General features: G+C 41.0%; 14 protein-coding genes and 1 pseudogene. 7 read left to right on the plus strand and 8 right to left on the minus strand.

The annotated features are described in order from the left end of the window. From rplC to J2Y37_RS04570, 3 genes and pseudogenes are all read right to left on the minus strand, one after another. Positions 1–98, minus strand: a pseudogene (gene rplC / locus J2Y37_RS04560) (50S ribosomal protein L3); the annotation flags it as partial. Between the two features lie 57 nt (positions 99–155). After that, positions 156–467, minus strand: coding sequence for a 30S ribosomal protein S10 (gene rpsJ / locus J2Y37_RS04565; RefSeq protein ID WP_000070912.1), 312 nt, complete (start codon positions 465–467; stop codon positions 156–158). A 227-nt stretch (positions 468–694) separates the two neighbouring features. Then, a complete protein-coding gene (locus J2Y37_RS04570; protein ID WP_004673010.1) occupies positions 695–1,423 on the minus strand; it encodes a type 1 glutamine amidotransferase in 729 nt (242 codons plus the stop codon). Between the two features lie 168 nt (positions 1,424–1,591). On the opposite strand from J2Y37_RS04570, the gene J2Y37_RS04575 reads away from it, so the two are divergent. From J2Y37_RS04575 to J2Y37_RS04600, 6 genes are all read left to right on the plus strand, one after another. Next, the gene (locus tag J2Y37_RS04575) at positions 1,592–2,785 is read left to right on the plus strand and encodes a PLP-dependent transferase (protein WP_349032019.1); all 1,194 of its coding nucleotides are present in this window, start codon (positions 1,592–1,594) and stop codon (positions 2,783–2,785) included. Between the two features lie 19 nt (positions 2,786–2,804). After that, entirely contained in the window at positions 2,805–4,352 is a 1,548-nt protein-coding gene (locus J2Y37_RS04580) for a helicase HerA-like domain-containing protein (protein ID WP_349032020.1), read from the plus strand. Between the two features lie 140 nt (positions 4,353–4,492). Next, the gene (gene hmpA, locus J2Y37_RS04585; RefSeq protein WP_349032021.1) at positions 4,493–5,704 is read left to right on the plus strand and encodes an NO-inducible flavohemoprotein; all 1,212 of its coding nucleotides are present in this window, start codon (positions 4,493–4,495) and stop codon (positions 5,702–5,704) included. Between the two features lie 78 nt (positions 5,705–5,782). Continuing rightward, entirely contained in the window at positions 5,783–6,241 is a 459-nt protein-coding gene (locus J2Y37_RS04590) for an Rrf2 family transcriptional regulator (RefSeq protein ID WP_241323628.1), read from the plus strand. A 68-nt stretch (positions 6,242–6,309) separates the two neighbouring features. Further along, a complete protein-coding gene (gene yihA, locus J2Y37_RS04595; protein ID WP_004673017.1) occupies positions 6,310–7,086 on the plus strand; it encodes a ribosome biogenesis GTP-binding protein YihA/YsxC in 777 nt (258 codons plus the stop codon). 276 nt (positions 7,087–7,362) lie between these two features. Further along, positions 7,363–8,307 (plus strand): metal-dependent hydrolase, encoded by a 945-nt coding sequence (locus J2Y37_RS04600; protein ID WP_349032022.1) that lies wholly within the window; start codon positions 7,363–7,365, stop codon positions 8,305–8,307. Positions 8,308–8,379: 72 nt separating this feature from the next. Here the strand turns inward: J2Y37_RS04600 and J2Y37_RS04605 are convergent, their stop codons facing one another. The 3 genes from J2Y37_RS04605 to J2Y37_RS04615 all read right to left on the minus strand — a co-directional run bounded on the left by J2Y37_RS04605 (position 8,380) and on the right by J2Y37_RS04615 (position 13,152). After that, complete coding sequence (locus tag J2Y37_RS04605) at positions 8,380–10,512, minus strand: TonB-dependent siderophore receptor (protein ID WP_349032023.1); 2,133 nt, start codon at positions 10,510–10,512, stop codon at positions 8,380–8,382. A gap of 415 nt (positions 10,513–10,927) precedes the next feature. After that, positions 10,928–12,151 carry a dicarboxylate/amino acid:cation symporter gene (locus J2Y37_RS04610; RefSeq protein WP_241323624.1) on the minus strand — a complete coding sequence of 408 codons (1,224 nt, stop codon included), beginning with the start codon at positions 12,149–12,151 and terminating at the stop codon, positions 10,928–10,930. Between the two features lie 128 nt (positions 12,152–12,279). Further along, positions 12,280–13,152, minus strand: a complete 873-nt coding sequence (locus J2Y37_RS04615) for an acyl-CoA thioesterase II (RefSeq protein WP_004673026.1) — start codon at positions 13,150–13,152, stop codon at positions 12,280–12,282. Positions 13,153–13,466: 314 nt separating this feature from the next. Between J2Y37_RS04615 and plsB the strand changes: the two genes are divergently transcribed. Then, complete coding sequence (gene plsB / locus J2Y37_RS04620) at positions 13,467–16,022, plus strand: glycerol-3-phosphate 1-O-acyltransferase PlsB (RefSeq protein WP_349032024.1); 2,556 nt, start codon at positions 13,467–13,469, stop codon at positions 16,020–16,022. A gap of 44 nt (positions 16,023–16,066) precedes the next feature. On the opposite strand, the gene J2Y37_RS04625 is transcribed toward plsB, so the two are convergent. Continuing rightward, on the minus strand, positions 16,067–17,047 hold the full coding sequence (locus tag J2Y37_RS04625; protein ID WP_349032025.1) for a putative solute-binding protein: 981 nt from the start codon (positions 17,045–17,047) through the stop codon (positions 16,067–16,069). A gap of 128 nt (positions 17,048–17,175) precedes the next feature. After that, entirely contained in the window at positions 17,176–17,991 is an 816-nt protein-coding gene (locus J2Y37_RS04630) for an NAD-dependent epimerase/dehydratase family protein (RefSeq protein WP_349032026.1), read from the minus strand. Positions 17,992–17,998: the final 7 nt, after the last annotated feature.

Below are 17,998 nucleotides of genomic sequence, written 5' to 3' on the forward strand. Positions count from 1 at the left end.
TTTGGTTCGACTTCGATAACTGTATCAGGTACATATACACCAGCATCTGTTAAGATGCGAGTCATACCACATTTGCGACCGACTAAACCAATAGCCATGTGCATAAACCTCTAAAAAAGCGGCCTAATTAACTTAACGTTAATCAACCGAAAGCCTTAACCCAAAGCGATCTGAACATCTACACCAGCAGCAAGATCTAACTTCATCAATGCATCAACAGTTTTATCTGTTGGTTGAACGATATCGATCAAACGTTTGTATGTGCGGATTTCATACTGATCACGTGCGTCTTTGTTGACGTGTGGTGAAGTAAGAACGTTGAAGCGTTCGATGCGAGTAGGCATCGGAATTGGACCACACACTTGTGCGCCAGTACGCTTAGCGGTTTCTACGATCTCTTGAGCAGATTGATCAATCAAACGATGATCAAAAGACTTCAAACGGATACGAATTCTCTGGTTAGACATACCAGTAAACTCCAAGCCAAATATATAAAGAATCACCCATGACGCACCTCACCTTTTAGGTAAGTGTCAAGGGCAGTGAAAATCACTATGGTCGTGATCGATGCCACGACTGTCATGCATTTACTACTTTACTCGCAGTAAACGCCCTCCTATTGAGGGACGCTCATTATAGCGATTGTTTAAGTCTTATGCAATTCTTCTTTTTTATTTTTAGATTTTAACCTGTCTTATGCGCTCACTACGTAGTCTATTGCTTGATTAAGCAAACGATTTCCTTGCTCAAATTTGCTTTTCAGAGTTCTTTTTAGCTCAGATATCGGTTGTACGTACTCACCATTAAATACAGCCGCATCTTCCTCATTCTCGATCAGAAGATGCAAGGCATGCGGCGTAATTTCAGGATGAAATTGAAAACCAAGTACATTGCGCCCAATTTGGTACATCTGATTGCGACACACGCTATTTTCAGCCAAATGCACACCACCGCGTGGTATTTCAAAAGTCTCACTATGCCATTGCATAATGTTAATTTTCTCAGGAATTTGAAAACAATTTTCAGGGATATGCGTCGCTCTGCCGACATCCATCCAGCCCAATTCCTGATGTGGATTTCGACTTACTGCCGCACCCAACGCATTTGCGATCAACTGACCACCCAAACACAAACCAATCGCTGGCTTACCTGCTGCCAGATAACGACGCAACCATCTTTTTTCTAGCTTCAACCAAGGATAATTCACCTCATCATTGACGCTCATCGTTCCACCCATAATGATGAGTAGATCGACCTCATCCACCCTTGGCAATGCTTCCAATTCGAGTGGTAAATCAACGGGTAAAGCGAAAAATTCAGTTGCGGTAATTTTTGCTTGATTTGCCTTTAAGTAATCGTAGCAACTTCCAAAACCTTCACCTGCGATGTGCTGAAAATAATGCACTCTTAAATGCGACTTCATGCGCTAAAACCTATTTTAGTTAGAATGATAATAATTCTTAGCAAAAATAAAGCCAGTTCTAAGTCAGAGTGTTCTATCTGTACCGATTCTGTACAAAACATGCAAATCACTAGCAGCTTTGCTTATTTTCTCTTAACCTAATTCATTATATCGCTTTGATTTTGCCCCATGACTACACATAAAAATAGACAAACTGACCTCGTTCATGCACCACGCCAAGCCCCTCAATACATTGAGACGGTTCAACCTCCCCTATTTCGTGCATCCACCATTATTTTTCAATCCACAGCGCACCTTTTTGATCGCCACTGGACCGATGCTTATGACTATAGTTACGGCACCCATGGCACTCCAACCACATTCACTCTGGCAGACAATATCGCTCAAATCGAAGGCGGCAGTTATTGCCTACTTGCACCAAGTGGTTTATCTGCGATTAATTTAGTGAATAGTGCAGTATTAAGCGCAGGTGATGAAGTCTGGGTCGCCGATAATATTTATGGCCCTAATTTAGAACATTTAAACAACCTACAAGATCGTTATGGCATCACCGTTAAGATTTACAATCCAATTGATGCAGACAGCTTTCAACCTACAAATAAAGCCAAACTGATTTGGTTAGAAGCTGCTGGCTCGATCACTCTTGAGTTTCCAGACTTAAAGCACTTAGTCAAAAAGGCTCAACAAGCGAATGTGCTAACAGTGCTAGATAATACATGGGGTGCTGGACTTGCCTTTAATGCCTTTGATTTTTCAGATGAACATCTTTCAGTGGATATCACCGTTCATGCATTGACTAAATATCCAAGCGGCGGCGGTGACATACTCATGGGCTCGGTCGTAACACGTGATCAAGTGTTACACCACAAACTGTTCCGCATGCACGCAATACAAGGCATCTCTGTTTCTGGTGATGATACCGCACAAATCCAACGCAGCTTGGCACACATGTCTTTACGTTATGAACAACAAGCACAAAATGCAAATAAGCTACTCGACTGGTTAAAACAACAACCTCAATTCAGCCAAGTGCTGCATCCAAGCAACCCCGATTCGGCGGGTCACTGCTTCTGGAAGGAGGTGTGTAACACAGGCAAAAGCGCTGGTTTAGTCAGCGTGATCTTTAAACCTGAATATGACCTTGCAGCCGTTCGAAAGTTTTGCGATAGCTTAGACCTTTTCAAACTAGGTTTTAGTTGGGGTGGGCCTATTAGCTTAGTGATGCTGTACGACTTAAAACAAATGCGCACACTTGAAAATACACATTTACAACAAGGTTTATTGGTTCGCTTCTGTATAGGACTAGAACATCCCGAAGATTTGATCCAAGATATTCAAAATGCACTAAAACAACTGGAATAACACGAAGAATAGGTGAAGAATGAGCACACCCATCATTATTGCGAAAAAAACCACAGATACAACACAAGATATTGTTCTACATTCTAAATTTGCCAACCGACATGGTTTGATCGCAGGTGCAACGGGTACAGGTAAAACTGTTACGCTCAAAGTTCTTGCAGAAAGCTTCTCTCGGCTTGGCATCCCTGTATTCTTGGCCGATGCCAAAGGTGATGTTTCGAGTCTCGCCAAAGCAGGCAGCAGTAGTCCCAAATTTGAAGAACGCCTCAACCTACTCAAAGTAGACAGCGTCGCATTTGCAGCATCTCCTGTGATCTTTTGGGATTTATTTGGGCAACAAGGACATCCGATTCGCACCACTATCTCAGAAATTGGCCCATTGCTGTTAGCACGCATGCTCAATCTGAATGACACCCAAGAAGGTGTACTATCCGCCGTGTTCCGTATTGCTGATGATCAAGGCTTATTACTCATCGACTTTAAAGATCTTAAATCGATGCTGAGTTATGTCAGCGCACATACTTCCGAATTGAAAGCAGAATACGGCAATCTATCTCCTGCAAGTATCGGTGCGATTCAGCGCAATCTATTGGCATTGGGTGATCAGGGTGGCGAGCAGTTTTTTGGCGAACCCAGTCTAAATATTCTGGATTTCATCCAAACAGATAGTAACGGTCATGGCTATATCAATATCTTAGCTGCCGATAAACTCATGAATACCCCAAAACTATATGCCACCTTCTTACTTTGGATGTTGTCAGAACTCTTTGAACAACTGCCTGAAGTCGGCGATATGGATAAACCTAAATTAGTCTTCTTCTTCGATGAGGCACATTTATTATTTGATAATGCCAGCCCAGCCTTACAACAAAAAATCGAGCAAGTGGTTCGCTTAATTCGCTCCAAAGGCGTTGGGATCTACTTCATCACCCAAAACCCACTAGATCTACCTGAAAGCGTATTAGGTCAATTGGGAAATCGAGTACAACATGCATTACGTGCATTTACACCGAAGGATCAAAAAGCAGTCAAAACTGCGGCTGATACCTTCCGTGCCAATCCAGACTTTAAAGTGGATCAAGCCATTACTGAACTTGCAGTGGGCGAAGCATTGATTAGTTGTCTAGATGAACAAGGTACGCCGCAGATTGTAGAACGTGGCTGGGTGATGCCACCTTACTCATCATTTAACCCCATCACCGCCGAAGAACGCCAAGTGATTATTGCGCAGAGTATCGTTGCAGGTATTTACGATCAGGCAGTTGATCGAGATAGTGCTTATGAAATGCTGCAAAACAAAGTCGCTGAACGTGAGCAACAAAAACAGCAAGCTGAACTCGAAAAGCAACAAACCAAAGAACAAGAAGCTGCCGAAAAGCAACAACTCAAAGAGCAAGAACGTTTAGCCCGTGAGCAACAACGTGCTGAGGAAAAAGCAGCCCAACAACGCGCCAAAATGACCCAAGACATTGTCGGGACTTTTGCCAAGAGTGCCGCGCGTAGTTTAGGTGGGAGTTCTGGGCAAAAAATTGTCCGTGGGCTATTAGGTTCATTATTTGGAAAATAAAGCTTTATTCATTTATCAATCAAGGGATAATTTATTATCCCTTATTTTTTTTATGGCTTTCTTTAAATACGTATTGCAAATGCAAAATTAAAGGTATATTTTAAATACATCTTATAAATGATAGCCAAGAGAGATCTAAAATGACTCCGCAGCAAATTGACCTTGTAAAAGCCACTGTTCCTGTACTGCGTGAAAATGGTGTCGCGTTAACGGGCTATTTTTATAACCGCATGTTAGGAAATAATCCTGAATTAAAAGAAACCTTTAATATGGGGCATCAACGTAGTGGTGCACAAGCACAGGCACTTGCTGGCGCAGTCCTCGCTTATGCTGAAAATATTGAAGATCCTTCCGTGCTTTTACCTGTCGTTGAACTGATTGCACATAAACATGTCAGCTTGAACATTCAATCACCAGATTACAGCATTGTGGGAGAGAACCTCCTCCACTCCATCAGTGAAGTTCTGAATATTTCAATGCAAGATCCACTCATTGATGCTTGGGCGGCAGCTTATGGTCAATTGGCGGATCTATTCATCAGCACTGAAAAAGCCATATATGAGCAACATCAGCAAAATAAAGGCAGTTGGTTAGGCTGGCGCAATTTTAAAATCGCCAAGAAAGTGGTTGAAAGTGATGAAATCACCTCCTTCTACCTTGCACCAGTTGATGGCGGTGATTTACCACAATATGAAGCAGGTCAATACATCTCTGTTCGTGTCTTTGTGCCTGAGCTGAATCTCAGACAGCCACGTCAATATACTTTATCTACTAGTCCACAATCGGATTATTTACGTATATCTGTGAAGCGCGAAGATGAAAAAGGTGAGTTAGCAAGTGGCTGGGTTTCAAGTACATTACATGGTTTAGCTGAAGGCTCAGAAATTGAAGTATCTGCACCAACAGGGAATTTCTACTTAATGAATAGTAATAAGCACAACGTCTTCATTAGTGGTGGTGTGGGCTTAACTCCAATGATTGCCATGCTCAATCAATTGGTTACGCTAGATATGCCCCAGCCTGTCAGTTTTATTCATGCATGTCGTAGCAGCCAAGTTCATGCGATGAAAAAACATATTCATGAACTTAAAGCCAAGTATCCACGTCTCAGCACCTTTACGGCTTATGAATTTCCACATGAGGATGACGTACTCGGGGAAGATTACGACATTACTGGGCGCTTAGATTTAAGTTCGATGGATGCCGCATTATTACCGACAAGTGCAGATTATTACCTATGTGGTCCAATGCCATTTATGGCAGAACAACATAAAGCGCTGATCGCTCGTGGCATTGCAGCAGAAAATATCCATAGCGAAGCCTTTGGCACAGGCGGTGTCAAACTCAACTAATCGCACTGCATTTTGCGTGGGGCTAGTCTATGATAGACTAGCCCTTTGTATTTAAAGCATTAGATTGAGTGAAATAGCATGCAACTCAATAAGTTTACAGATTATGCACTTAGAATTTTGATGTATGTCGCTCGCCCTAGTGATGTACCGTATACGATTGCAGATATTGCTCAAGATTTACATGTTTCGCAAAACCATCTGGTTAAAATTGTTCACTTTATGGGGAAGCAACACTGGATCATTACCACACGTGGTAAAGGCGGCGGTATTCGTCTCAATCCAGAAGCTAAAAATCTAAAACTCGGTGAGATCGTTCGCATCTTACAAGGTCATCAGCAAATTGTAGAATGCAATACCCCACCTTGTGTTTTGCGTGCGCACTGCGGACTTAAAGGAATTTTAGATCAAGCATTGGAGAGCTTTTATCAAAGTCTTGATCAATATACCGTGGGAGAAGTATTGCAACACAGTATTCTCCCCTCGTCTCAGCATTCAAATATTGATTTTTTACAACTCATTCCAAAAGCCTCGTCATGAGGATTCGCACGAATCTCCGACATCCTTTATAATGGATCTCGCTATTTCAAATTTTAAAGTAAGCTTCTATGCGTCAGCGTCAACAATCGAAAGATACCAAAGCTAAACTCGCCCCAAAAGAAAAAATCAGTTATGAGAAACAGACTGATCCTGCATTAACACTTTATGCAAACCAGTCTTTAAATTGGTTACGCCAAGCTGAGTTTTTAATGAGTGCGCCAAAGCTTGCTTTATGCGTAGAAGATACAGGCTATGAAATTGCTTTCGCTGGTCGATCAAATGCAGGTAAATCCAGTGCAATCAATGCGCTGACCAATCAAAAACAATTGGCTCGTGCATCGAAAAGACCGGGCCGTACCCAAATGATCAACTTTTTTAGCTTAGGTAATCCTGACCAACGTTTAGTCGATTTACCGGGTTACGGTTATGCAGCCGTACCTGAAGCGATGAAACTGGTTTGGCAAAAAGAATTAGAAAACTATCTAATCCATCGCCAAAGCTTACAAGGCTTAGTGTTATTGATGGATATTCGTCACCCATTGCAGCATTTTGACTTAATGATGTTGGAATGGGCGCATTCACGTCATTTATTTGTGCACATCCTTTTAACCAAGGCAGACAAACTCAATCGTGGACCTGCCAATAAAACCTTATTAGATGTGAAACAACAATTGAAGAAGATGAAGCTAGACTTTTCGATTCAATTGTTTTCATCACTCAATAAAATTGGCTTAGAAGAATTGGCAAGTGTGATGGGTGGCCGTTTGAATTATACACTCGACCAACCGACTGAATTTGACCTCGATCAAATTCCAGAAGCTACAGATGCTGATCTTGAAGAATAGTATCTGTAAATCTTACATAGATGTTTGCAGCATGTGCCGTATACGGCGCAATTTTTTAGACCATGCATGATATATTTTGCGAAACTGCGTGATGAGAAACAAGGTTTCGTAAAACATACGACGAGAATAAAGTCTCAAAAACCCCTCATATTGCATTTCATGCAACTTGATGCATAAAATAAATTTTAATTGTCCTGAATTGCTAAACACAATAGGTGGCGTATTTTCATATACTCCATACTATTGGTTCATTGCACTATCGATTAGGACTAAACGATGAAATTACTATCATTTGTGAAGAACAAAGTTCTTGGTTCTTCGATTGACTATAAAATTCTCCCTCGCAAAGTAAAGTTTGATTGGGAAAAAACGCCTGTAGATTGGATTCCAAATCAACCTTTCGCTAGCTATTTTATTAATGAAATTAACAATATCTTACCCGCAGGTGAGTTTTGGTTCTGTCGTTTATATAATAAAGTTTTGCCTGAAATTACCGATCCAAAACTGAAAGAAGATGTACAAGCATTTATTCGCCAAGAAGCCATGCATGCAGTTGCACATACCTCGGCAAACAAAGAATATCTAAGCCAACGCAATATTGATATTCAACGCAACCTCGACATTATGGACTTTGTATTTGGCAAAGCTTTAGCGGATAAACCTTTTGGCAAACAAGTCCCAAAAATACTTGATCATCAATGGGATCTGTTCCGTTTAGGTGTTATCGCTACTGTTGAGCATATGACTTGCGTGCTTGGTAAATATGCGTTGTATAACAAACGCTGGGAAGAGCTTGGTGCTGACCCAGAAATGATTGATTTAATCAAATGGCATGGTTCAGAAGAAATCGAACACCGTACCGTTGCCTTTGATCTTTATCGTCATCTCGGTGGTGGTTATATCGCTCGTTACTATCTCAGCGTTGCGGTGATTATAGGCGTACTTGGCTTATGGGTGGATGGCGCAGCACACATCATGGGGCAAGACCCTCGTTTTGCCGATAAGAAACCGAGTCCGTTCAAACCTTGGATTTGGTTAGAATGGTATAAACAGGGACGCAAAGATGATCAAATATTACCAAACCCAATTTGGTTAATTTCACAACAAATTGATTACCTCATGCCGTGGTATGATCCTGTCAAAGAAGGAAATACCCAAGATGCGGTCAACTATTTAAACAACTCTCCTGCTGCGAAACGTGCTTTACAACCAGCTGCTTAAACGGAATTATGCTAAATCAATACAAAAAGCCCCCATCTTAGAATGGGGGCTTTTATTTATGAACAAATGTAATTAGAAGCGATAGCGAACGCCTGCTTCAAATGAACGCTCAGGACCCACGTAGATTCCATTACGTAAACTTGCCATATAACGCTTGTCTTCCAAGTTTTTCACTGCACCATAGAACTCAATTTGATCATTGAGTGTATAGCGAGAGGTTAAATCAACGGTTGTATAAGCGTTAAGTTTCCCAGTAAAGAAACCTGATGTATTTTCTACAATTGGTTTGGTATTGAGCTCATCAGTAAACTGCGAACCCATATAGTTCGCGCTAAGCTGTGTACGTAAACCCGCATAGCTATAACTGAAACCTAAATTTGCAACCCATTCTGGCGTATATGGCACACGATCGCCATTTCTTGATTTAAGCGTACCATTTTTATTGTATCGATCACCTTTGAACTGTGCATCTGCCACCCAAGTGACATTGGCAAATACATCAAAGCCATTTTCCAATTCTACACTGATCGCACTTTCAAGACCTTGATTATAGGTCTTTCCACCATTGGTGCTTTGAAAGTCAGAGTTACTGTTTGCTGGAATAATTTGGTTATCAAAGTCCATTCGGAAGGCAGTCAACTCATATTTAAAGATATCCTGCTGACCTCTTAAACCCAACTCCCAACTGACCGCAGTTTCTGCATCCAATTTTTGATCCTTCATACCACTGAGAGAATCACCATTCAACGCTGGAGAAAAGGCTTTATAAACACTACCATAAAGCTGTACAGCTGGAATCAATTGGAAGGTCACACCTAGACCAGGCATCACTTCTGTATTAGAGGTCTTAACCGTTTCATTCTTTCGTTTATCTTCCCGTTGTTGCTCATAGCGTTCGATACGAAGACCCGGTGTCAATGATAATTGATCGGTAATATCTAAACGGTTTTGCGCATATAACGCGACACTTTTGGCAGTATCTTTTGTATTCTTACTAACGTTACCTGTACGTGGTGTTGTACGTGTTGCATCGATAGTAATATCATCCATCTTTTCATTCATCAAGCGTAGACCAACTTCAGCCTCGCTTGGCATATTGAATAAATCATGTTTTGCCACTAAACGGGTTTCAGCACCAATACGCTCAAAAGCACGGTTATTGCCGCGCAAATCCCAATTATCTTGACCGCCTTTTCCATTTCCACGTGTTCCTGGGCCATTACGATAATTCCATCGTCCATCCACAGTAATTGGGTTATCTTGATCGACCTCATAACGCCAGTAATCACGGTTCATTTCACTCCAATACACCAAGGTCTGAAGTTCTGTATCCGCATTGATATTCCAACGATGGTTAATATCGAATGAGTTACGTTCAGTCAAGAACCAATCATCTGGTGCAGGATTGTTCTTTTTCTTGGCATGATATTCACCCAAGAACTGCCCACGATATGAAATGTTGGCATCATTTTCATAATGGGTAAATTTAACACCTAACCATTGGTTATCACCAATCGCGGTACCCGCTTTGATGACTGCATCTTTCATTTCATAGCTCTTGTCCATGAAACCGTCACTTTTAGCCCAACTTAAAATTGCACCAAAGTTACTGTCTTTATTTGGAGAGCTGCCACCCAATTCAACTGTGGTTTTATAGGTATCCCAAGAGCCAATCGACAGATCGACCAATGCACCATCTTTAGGTTGCTTAGTACGATAGTTAATGACGCCACCAATATTTGATGGACCATAACGCAATGCCGAAGAACCTTTCAGAACTTCAATACTATCCATGCGTTGTACACGCGGATTGTAATAACGGCCATTCCCCACAAATAGACCCGGTGCAACAGGTACACCATCTTCTAAAATTAAGGTTTTATAATCAGCCGAGCTAATACCGCGCATACCGATATTGGCAACAACAGCAGACTCTTCTTCAGGTTTGACATAAACGCCTGAAACACGCTTTAAAATATCTTCGGTCGAGGTCGGGACAAATTTTTGGATTTGCTCCTGATCTACAATCACAGCCGCACCCGGTATCTTAGAAACAGCGCCATCCTGTGAACCGATCACCTGAATGGTAGGCAGAACCATGGTTTTGCTCTCTTGTGCTGTCTCAGCATGCAACATAGGCGCAAAACTACCGAATAACAAACCACTCATTACGATTGGATTTTTTAGAAAAAAACGGTTTTTCATAGCTTCCCCCGAAGCGGTAAAGAACGGAATATCCTTTCCATCGCTATTTTTCTTTAGCAATCAGAAACGATCTCAGACAAAAAGCAAACAAATGATAGTGCAAACAAGAATGATTATCTATATTTTCTTAAGACATTTGTCACAAAATAGCTTTAATTTCATATATATATTTTTAACAATATTAATTTATTAGAATATATATCATCTTTTTTTCTTTTATATTTCAGCAAAATATTCAATTAAAATCATTTTTTTTAATGTACTTTTCAACAATTTAAATGACCGGAATTTTATCCATTTTTTTGAAAAATGGCTGAACTCAGCAACATTATTCCAATCAGACTGACATAAATCTCTCTGTTTGAGCGATATACGATATACGATCTATCGCTCAACTGCTGTCATTTATGCTTTTTTACTCAGGTGTATGCCGATCAACCACTACACTAATCATCATATCGCCTTGTACATTTACCACGGTACGTACTGTATCCAATAAACGATCAATAGGCAGTAAAATTGCAATCGCCTCTGCAGGTAAACCCACAGATTGCAACACCATAATCATGGTGACCATGCCAGCACTTGGAATCCCAGGCGCACCTAAAGAAGCAACAATCGCCACCAAACAGACAATAATCTGTTGGGTGATGGATAAATCTAAACCCATCAGATTGGCAATAAACAATGCTGCCGCTGCTTCATACAGCGCCGTACCATCCATATTAAGCTGCGTACCGAGAGGTATAACAAAACCTGCGGTTTGCGGTCTAACACCGAGATTTTCTTGTGCGCATTTCAAACTAAGCGGCATGGTCGCAGAACTGGAACTGGTTGCAAAAGCGGTCACCAAGGCTGCTCTAGCCCCCTTAAAAAAGGTAATCGGATCCATTCGACCGAATATCCATAACAATAAAGGGAGTACAACCAGACCATGAAATATCGTGGTTCCTGTGACCACAGCCGCGAATTCAACTAAACGACTCAATACGGAAAGATCTTCACTGGCGATCAGTTTGGCGAGTAATGCGAAAATGCCAATCGGTGCAAGTTTCATCACCCAACCCACCAGCATCATCATCATTTCAAAGAATTGTTGAAAGCTATTCCGTACCAGCGCAAAACGTTCTCCACCTTTAACCAACGCAACACCCAAAAATAATGCAAACACGACCACCGCCAAAACATTGCCTTCACTGAAGGCTTTAAATGGGTTGATCAGGGTGTTTTGTACAAAATTAGTCAAAAAACTAGAGGGTGTAAGCGTGTCAGGGGTCTGATGACTTTGCATATCGGCTTGGAAAATTTGAATATCAATCCCCTTGCCCACGTCAAAAAGATGTGCACAGCTGATGCCGAGAATCAGTGCCAAGGTGGTGGTGGTGATCGAACTCAGCGCTGTGATTTTCCAGACGCGTCCAAATTGTCCACCTGCTTGTAAGTTTGAAACACCGACCACAATTGAACTAAAGATCAATGGAATCAATAGCATTTTCAACAAACCAATGAAAATGTTACTTAAAATACCGAGCCCATATAAACTATAGTCAACAAATATCGTTTGTGGGTAAGCATTTAACAAAAAACCAAATGCCACACCGAGCACAGCGGCCAGTAAAATCTGTGTATTTAAATTCATTATGCTTGATAAAGTTTTTTAACTTATTGCTACTATGGCATGCTCATGTTGAAGAATCGAGCAATTTTTTGTCACATCTATATCATAAAAAAGCCATCAGAATGATGGCCTTAGTATAAATTTATTTGTTATTGGGTTTCGATTTCTCTGAGCCGAATCAAACCTTCTTGAACCGTACTACAGACCAACTGACCATCTTGCCACATCCGACCAAAATTAAGCCCACGAGAGCTTGCGCTAATGGTCGCTTCCATTTCATAGAGCATCCATTCATCTGCACGCAATGGGCGATGGAAATAAATCGTATGATCAATACTGGCACACTGTAGATTTGGAGAAATCCACGACAAACCGTGTGGACGCAATGCTGTGGTCATCAAAGTGAAATCTGAATAAAATGCCACGATCGCTTGATGCAATGAGATTTCATCCAAATTTTTAGCAATATCACCATGGGTTCGAATGTAATGTGCATAAAACGGTGCTTCAGGTTGCGGCTGAAAAGGGTTGACTGGCTGAACTGGGCGAATTTCCACATGACGTTCACGCATAAAACTGGCACGAACATTTTCAGGGACAAAATTAATCATCGCTTCTTTCAGTTCATTTTCCGACTTCAAGCTTTCAGGTGCAGGATATTCGGGTTCTTTATGTTGATAATTTAAGCCTTCCTCAGGATTGGCAAAAGAAACCATTGCCGAAAAAATAGTACGCCCATGTTGAATCGCCCGCACTTGACGACTGGCAAAGCTTTTCCCATCTCGAAGCGAATCTACTTCATAAATAATCGGAGCATCAACATCCCCACCATAAAGGAAATATGCATGTAACGAATGCGCAGGACGATCTGTGGTATATGACGCTGCTCTTAATGCTTGCCCAAGCACTTGCCCACCAAATACACGTTTGCCAACCAAGTTGCGGCTATTGCCTCGAAAGATATTGGCTTCCAGTCTTTCTAGCGTCAAAAGCTCAACGAGTTCTTGCGTTAAAGCATTCATGTAATCACCTTTTTACAACAATGAGGGAGAAATAACGAGGGTCATAGCAAAGCAGTATTTTGCTTGAAACCTAAGGCGGAGCAAGAATAATCATCTTAATCGAGATGAGTCGATTAATATAGATTGTAGCCAAGATAAAATGATTTACCCATCGCATTATTCTATTTATACCTGCTAAAAATACGATTTTTAACGATAAAATCTACCAAATACGCTATATTTTGTCAGAAAATAGCATACCGTTTTATGTCAGAATACAGCAGAATGTCGTGTTCATCATGACTTGATGTTAGGGTTATATTTAGGAGTTCGTAATGTCCAAGACAGGATTTGGTCAAATGTATCGTCAACTTTCGAGTAAGTTACTTGACCTTGTGGTAACCCCGCACGTTCTTGGTGAAGTTCCTGTAGAATCCACCTCAACAGAACAAAGCCCAGCCGATCCAAATAAAGTCGTATGCTATGTATTACAAAACTATTCGCATAGTAATGCGCTGGTGGTCGATGGTGAGACGCGTCGCCTTAAGCTGAAACCTGCACTAGATCCATTAAGTTTTGGCAACTATCAAGAAAAAAATTCAGTCCTTTTTTTACATCAGAACGATAATATTTTCTTCAATACCCAAACTTATCCTCCGCGCTTATTACAACTGATCGAAGCCCTTGAACAAAATCCTGACATTGAAGTTCAATTGATTCCTGTGACCGTACTTTGGGGACGATCACCAGATAAAGAAGATTCTTGGTTCAAATTATTATTTTCAGATACTTGGGCAACACCGAGCACAGTCAAGCAATTGGTCAATATCGGCTTACATGGCCGCCAATCCTACTTAGAGTTCCATGAACCACAATGTTTACGTGAATTGGTCGACTATGCCAAAACACAGCATCCAAATATTTCTCCTGCAACGTATATTGCAAGCTCGCTCGATACTTATCTAGATCAACAGCGTGAAGTGGTACTCGGTCCTGATTTATCCGATCGCCGCAATGTCATGCAGTCCGTGGTCAAAGCACCAGATGTGCAAGATGCGATTCGCCGTGAAAGTATCCATCATAAAATCAGTATGCTAGAAGCTGAACGTCGCGCCATTGGTTATGTCAATGAAATCGTTTCGGACTATTCTGCATCAGCGGTGCGTTTTGCCGATATGGCACTGACACGTTTATGGACGCAACTCTATGACGGCGTTGAGGTACACAACTTTAGCACCGTGCGTGAGCTGGCAAAAGATTATGAAATTATCTATACCCCATGTCATCGTAGCCATATCGACTATTTATTATTGTCCTATGTGATTTATAAACGCGGCTTGATGATTCCATATATCGCTGCGGGTGATAATTTAAATATGCCGTTTGTGGGGCAATTATTGCGTGGTGGTGGTGCGTTCTTTATTCGCCGCTCTTTCCGTGGCAATGCACTTTACACATCTGTATTTAAAGAATATTTATATAGCATTTTATCTCGTAACACACCGATCGAATACTTTATCGAAGGCGGACGTTCACGTACAGGACGTTTACTTCCACCTAAAACAGGCATGTTGGCAATGACCATTCAAGGTCACCTTCGTGGACCTGCCAAACCGATCGTATTTTTACCTACTTATATTGGCTATGAGCGCTTGATGGAAGGTGCGACCTACGTTGGTGAAATGCAAGGTAAGCCGAAAGAAGCTGAATCTATTTTTGGCATCTTAAAAACCTTACGTAAAATTGAAAGAATCTTCGGTAAAGTTCATGTCAACTTTGGTGAACCTGTTTTCTTGGATGATATTTTAAAACAGCATCAAGCAGACAATGTTCACGTCGAAAAAAATGATGCGCCTATTTCAGCCGAAATCTCCAATGTGGTTGCAAGCTCTGCCAATCTGATTTTAGAAAACATTAACCGTGCTGTGGTTGTTAACCCTGTTTCATTGCTTTCTTTGGTGTTATTGGCGACACCAAAACATACGCTGGACGAGGAAATCTGTATAAAACAGCTCGATATCTACCGAGACCTCGTCACTCAACAACCGTATGATGAACGTACCCAAGTAACATCATTATCAGGTAAAGAAATCATTGCTTATGGTTTAAAACTTAAACTGATCAAACGTGTTCAGCATGTCTTGGGCGATATTATTGCAATTGAAGATAATCAAGCAGTTTTACTCACCTATTTCCGTAATAATATTTTGCATGCCTTTGTATTGCCATCTTTGGTTGCCTCACTGGTTGAGCACAACGGTAAAATTAATAAAGCAGATCTAAGTAATGTGATTCGTACCTTGTATCCGTTCTTAAAAGCCGAACTGTTTATGAAATGGCAGCCTTCTGAACTACAACAACACATTGATAGCTATATCGATGCGCTGGTTCAGCTGGGTTTGATTTTCCAAGATCATGATGACAACTTGTTTAGCCCAACACCAAATAGCGAAGAGCATCAAAAGCTTTTAACTTTAGCAATGCCAGTGAAACAAAGTTTAGAACGCTACTACATGACGCTTGCGCTGATTACGCAACGCGGTTCTGGCAATATTTCGACCAAGCAAGTTGAAGAGTTAAGTCATTTGTTAGGTCAGCGTTTATCTGTGCTTTATGAGTTCAACTCACCAGAATTCTTTGATAAATCATTGTTCCAAAGTTTTATCAAAGTTCTCACTCAACAAAACTATATTCGCAATAATGAACAAGGTTTCATTGAATATGATGATAACTTCAGTGAGATGGCGGCAGGTGCACGACTTGTGTTAGATGAAACCACCTTACAAATGCTGCAACACATCACCACATTCAGTGATGAAGAACTTGCAACTGCTTTAGAGGCAATGGCATCACAACAAGCCAAACGTCGCCTCAAACGTAAAAAAGCTTAAAAGCAAAAACAATAACGGCAACTTCGGTTGCCGTTATTGTTTATCTATCTTCGACATTCGATGTATTTGGGTTCATCCAAACACCTTAAACGTTTGATTAGTTCAACAAAATAAGCATCATAGTAACCAGATGCCACATAGCGATTACGAATTCGCATCACCAAAGCGTCATAACCTTGTTTTTCATGAGCTGAAATGTCCGCCCAATAATATGCAGGCAATTGGTTTTCCCATTGAATTGCTTGAGCAGACAAAACATGGCTATTTTTAACAAACCAACTTCGAATATTCTGACCAAAACCCGCTGGGTATACTTGAGGGCGGATCACGATATTGACAGCAAAATAAGCCACAGGAAAATTGACCACTTGAGTCTTCTCACCAAACTCGGTCTTTAGGTTATATGGCAACACGCCATAAGCGGGTGCAGCCAAGATATCAATTTTTTTCTGTTTGAATAAATCTATGGCATTTGCAAAATCCACATAAACAGGTTTTGCGCCGACACTTTGCGCCAATGCCAGTTGCGGTGGATTATCCACCAAAATCCCAATACTCTTATTTTTAAGTTGCGAGACTTTCTGGATCTTTTCGGTATTCATGATCATATAGACCGTACCAACCGGAATCATGCCAACCACTTCATACTCAGAACCAATCATACGTTTTTCGACATTCGGATTGGTAAGCAGCTGTAAAAACACCCGTGCCGTACGGTTATTCGGAATCAGACCAATGCCACTGGTACTGCCCATAAATGGATTATAACGATAGGTATTAAAATTGGACGCGACCAAACCCGAACATTCTTTTTGATCAAATGCATGGATCGCCTCGTTTTCATTTTTGAAAGTTTTAAATTTCAATTGGACTTGGCTATTTTGCGCATGTAATCGAATATCATGTAAACGGCGACTAATATCCCCCTGTGTACTCAAAGGATCAAACACACACCATACCTTTTCACTCGCCCAACTCATTGTCGTCATTAAGCCAAGTAACATCGAGCAAATTATTTTTTTCATATATACCCCTTAATGTCTTAGCGCAATCCATGTACACATATCGGCTTCAATCAGCCCTGTACTCACAGAGAGTAAAAATCAAGAATCCCACCCAAAAAGAACAACTACGTCACATTTTAATCAAAATTTCATTTATTACTATGTGCCAATAGCGCCTCAGCATAGTCATTAAAGCAAATCAAATGGTCAAATTTAAAAGCTGTTCTCGCCAGTCTCGTCGCATAAATTCGCTTGCCCGTATGTTGTTTAGATACAAGCTGTAAAGGAGGTAAATTAAGTTGTTGCTGAAACCAAAGTAGAATTTCATGCATCGGTAAAGGCGTATTGTTGCTGACAATATAACTGGATTCTACTTCTGGAAGATCAGCTATCATGGCCAAAAATTTGGCTAAGTCATCGATATGAATCCGATTACTATAATGAACTGTAGGATAAGTAAGCGCTTGTTGTGCCAGTCTTTTTAATCGAACAATCGATGTTCCGTAAATTCCCGCAGGTCGAACGATGATACTACGCTCTGGATAATGCGCTTGCCATAAAAGCTCCATTTTACGAAGTAAATGTCCTTGTTCATCGGCAGGTTGTATCAATGATTCGTCATCAATTCGCTCACCAGCACTTTCACCATAGACCCGAGTTGAAGACACAATAATGATGCGTTGCACGGGATGCGATTTTAGAGCCCGAACAATCGGCTCAACACTCTCCACATAGGTTTGTTGATAGGCCTCTATGCCACTTTGTGATGGTGCGAGAATCACATAAACCACATCAATTGGACGAAATGCGGTTAAATCAAGTCGCTGCACGTCTTGAATATAATGAGTCGCATAACAATCTGTTTTTTCACTACGGCTAATTGTGCTAATGTGGTGACCACACTCAAATAAGTGTTTAGCCACACGCTGAGATGTTTTACCATAACCAATAAATAAAATATGCATACATGTC

The sequence above is a fragment of the Acinetobacter sp. 3657 genome (genome assembly GCF_031456775.1).
Classification (GTDB): Bacteria; Pseudomonadota; Gammaproteobacteria; order Pseudomonadales; family Moraxellaceae; genus Acinetobacter.

Excerpts from the sequence above, each read along its gene's own strand:
- rpsJ (WP_000070912.1), bottom strand. The coding sequence starts at position 467 with ATGTCTAACCAGAGAATTCGTATCCGTTTGAAGTCTTTTGATCATCGT.
- J2Y37_RS04570 (WP_004673010.1), bottom strand. The coding sequence starts at position 1,423 with ATGAAGTCGCATTTAAGAGTGCATTATTTTCAGCACATCGCAGGTGAA.
- J2Y37_RS04575 (WP_349032019.1), top strand. The coding sequence starts at position 1,592 with ATGACTACACATAAAAATAGACAAACTGACCTCGTTCATGCACCACGC.
- J2Y37_RS04580 (WP_349032020.1), top strand. The coding sequence starts at position 2,805 with ATGAGCACACCCATCATTATTGCGAAAAAAACCACAGATACAACACAA.
- hmpA (WP_349032021.1), top strand. The coding sequence starts at position 4,493 with ATGACTCCGCAGCAAATTGACCTTGTAAAAGCCACTGTTCCTGTACTG.
- J2Y37_RS04590 (WP_241323628.1), top strand. The coding sequence starts at position 5,783 with ATGCAACTCAATAAGTTTACAGATTATGCACTTAGAATTTTGATGTAT.
- yihA (WP_004673017.1), top strand. The coding sequence starts at position 6,310 with ATGCGTCAGCGTCAACAATCGAAAGATACCAAAGCTAAACTCGCCCCA.
- J2Y37_RS04600 (WP_349032022.1), top strand. The coding sequence starts at position 7,363 with ATGAAATTACTATCATTTGTGAAGAACAAAGTTCTTGGTTCTTCGATT.
- J2Y37_RS04605 (WP_349032023.1), bottom strand. The coding sequence starts at position 10,512 with ATGAAAAACCGTTTTTTTCTAAAAAATCCAATCGTAATGAGTGGTTTG.
- J2Y37_RS04610 (WP_241323624.1), bottom strand. The coding sequence starts at position 12,151 with ATGAATTTAAATACACAGATTTTACTGGCCGCTGTGCTCGGTGTGGCA.
- J2Y37_RS04615 (WP_004673026.1), bottom strand. The coding sequence starts at position 13,152 with ATGAATGCTTTAACGCAAGAACTCGTTGAGCTTTTGACGCTAGAAAGA.
- plsB (WP_349032024.1), top strand. The coding sequence starts at position 13,467 with ATGTCCAAGACAGGATTTGGTCAAATGTATCGTCAACTTTCGAGTAAG.
- J2Y37_RS04625 (WP_349032025.1), bottom strand. The coding sequence starts at position 17,047 with ATGAAAAAAATAATTTGCTCGATGTTACTTGGCTTAATGACGACAATG.
- J2Y37_RS04630 (WP_349032026.1), bottom strand. The coding sequence starts at position 17,991 with ATGCATATTTTATTTATTGGTTATGGTAAAACATCTCAGCGTGTGGCT.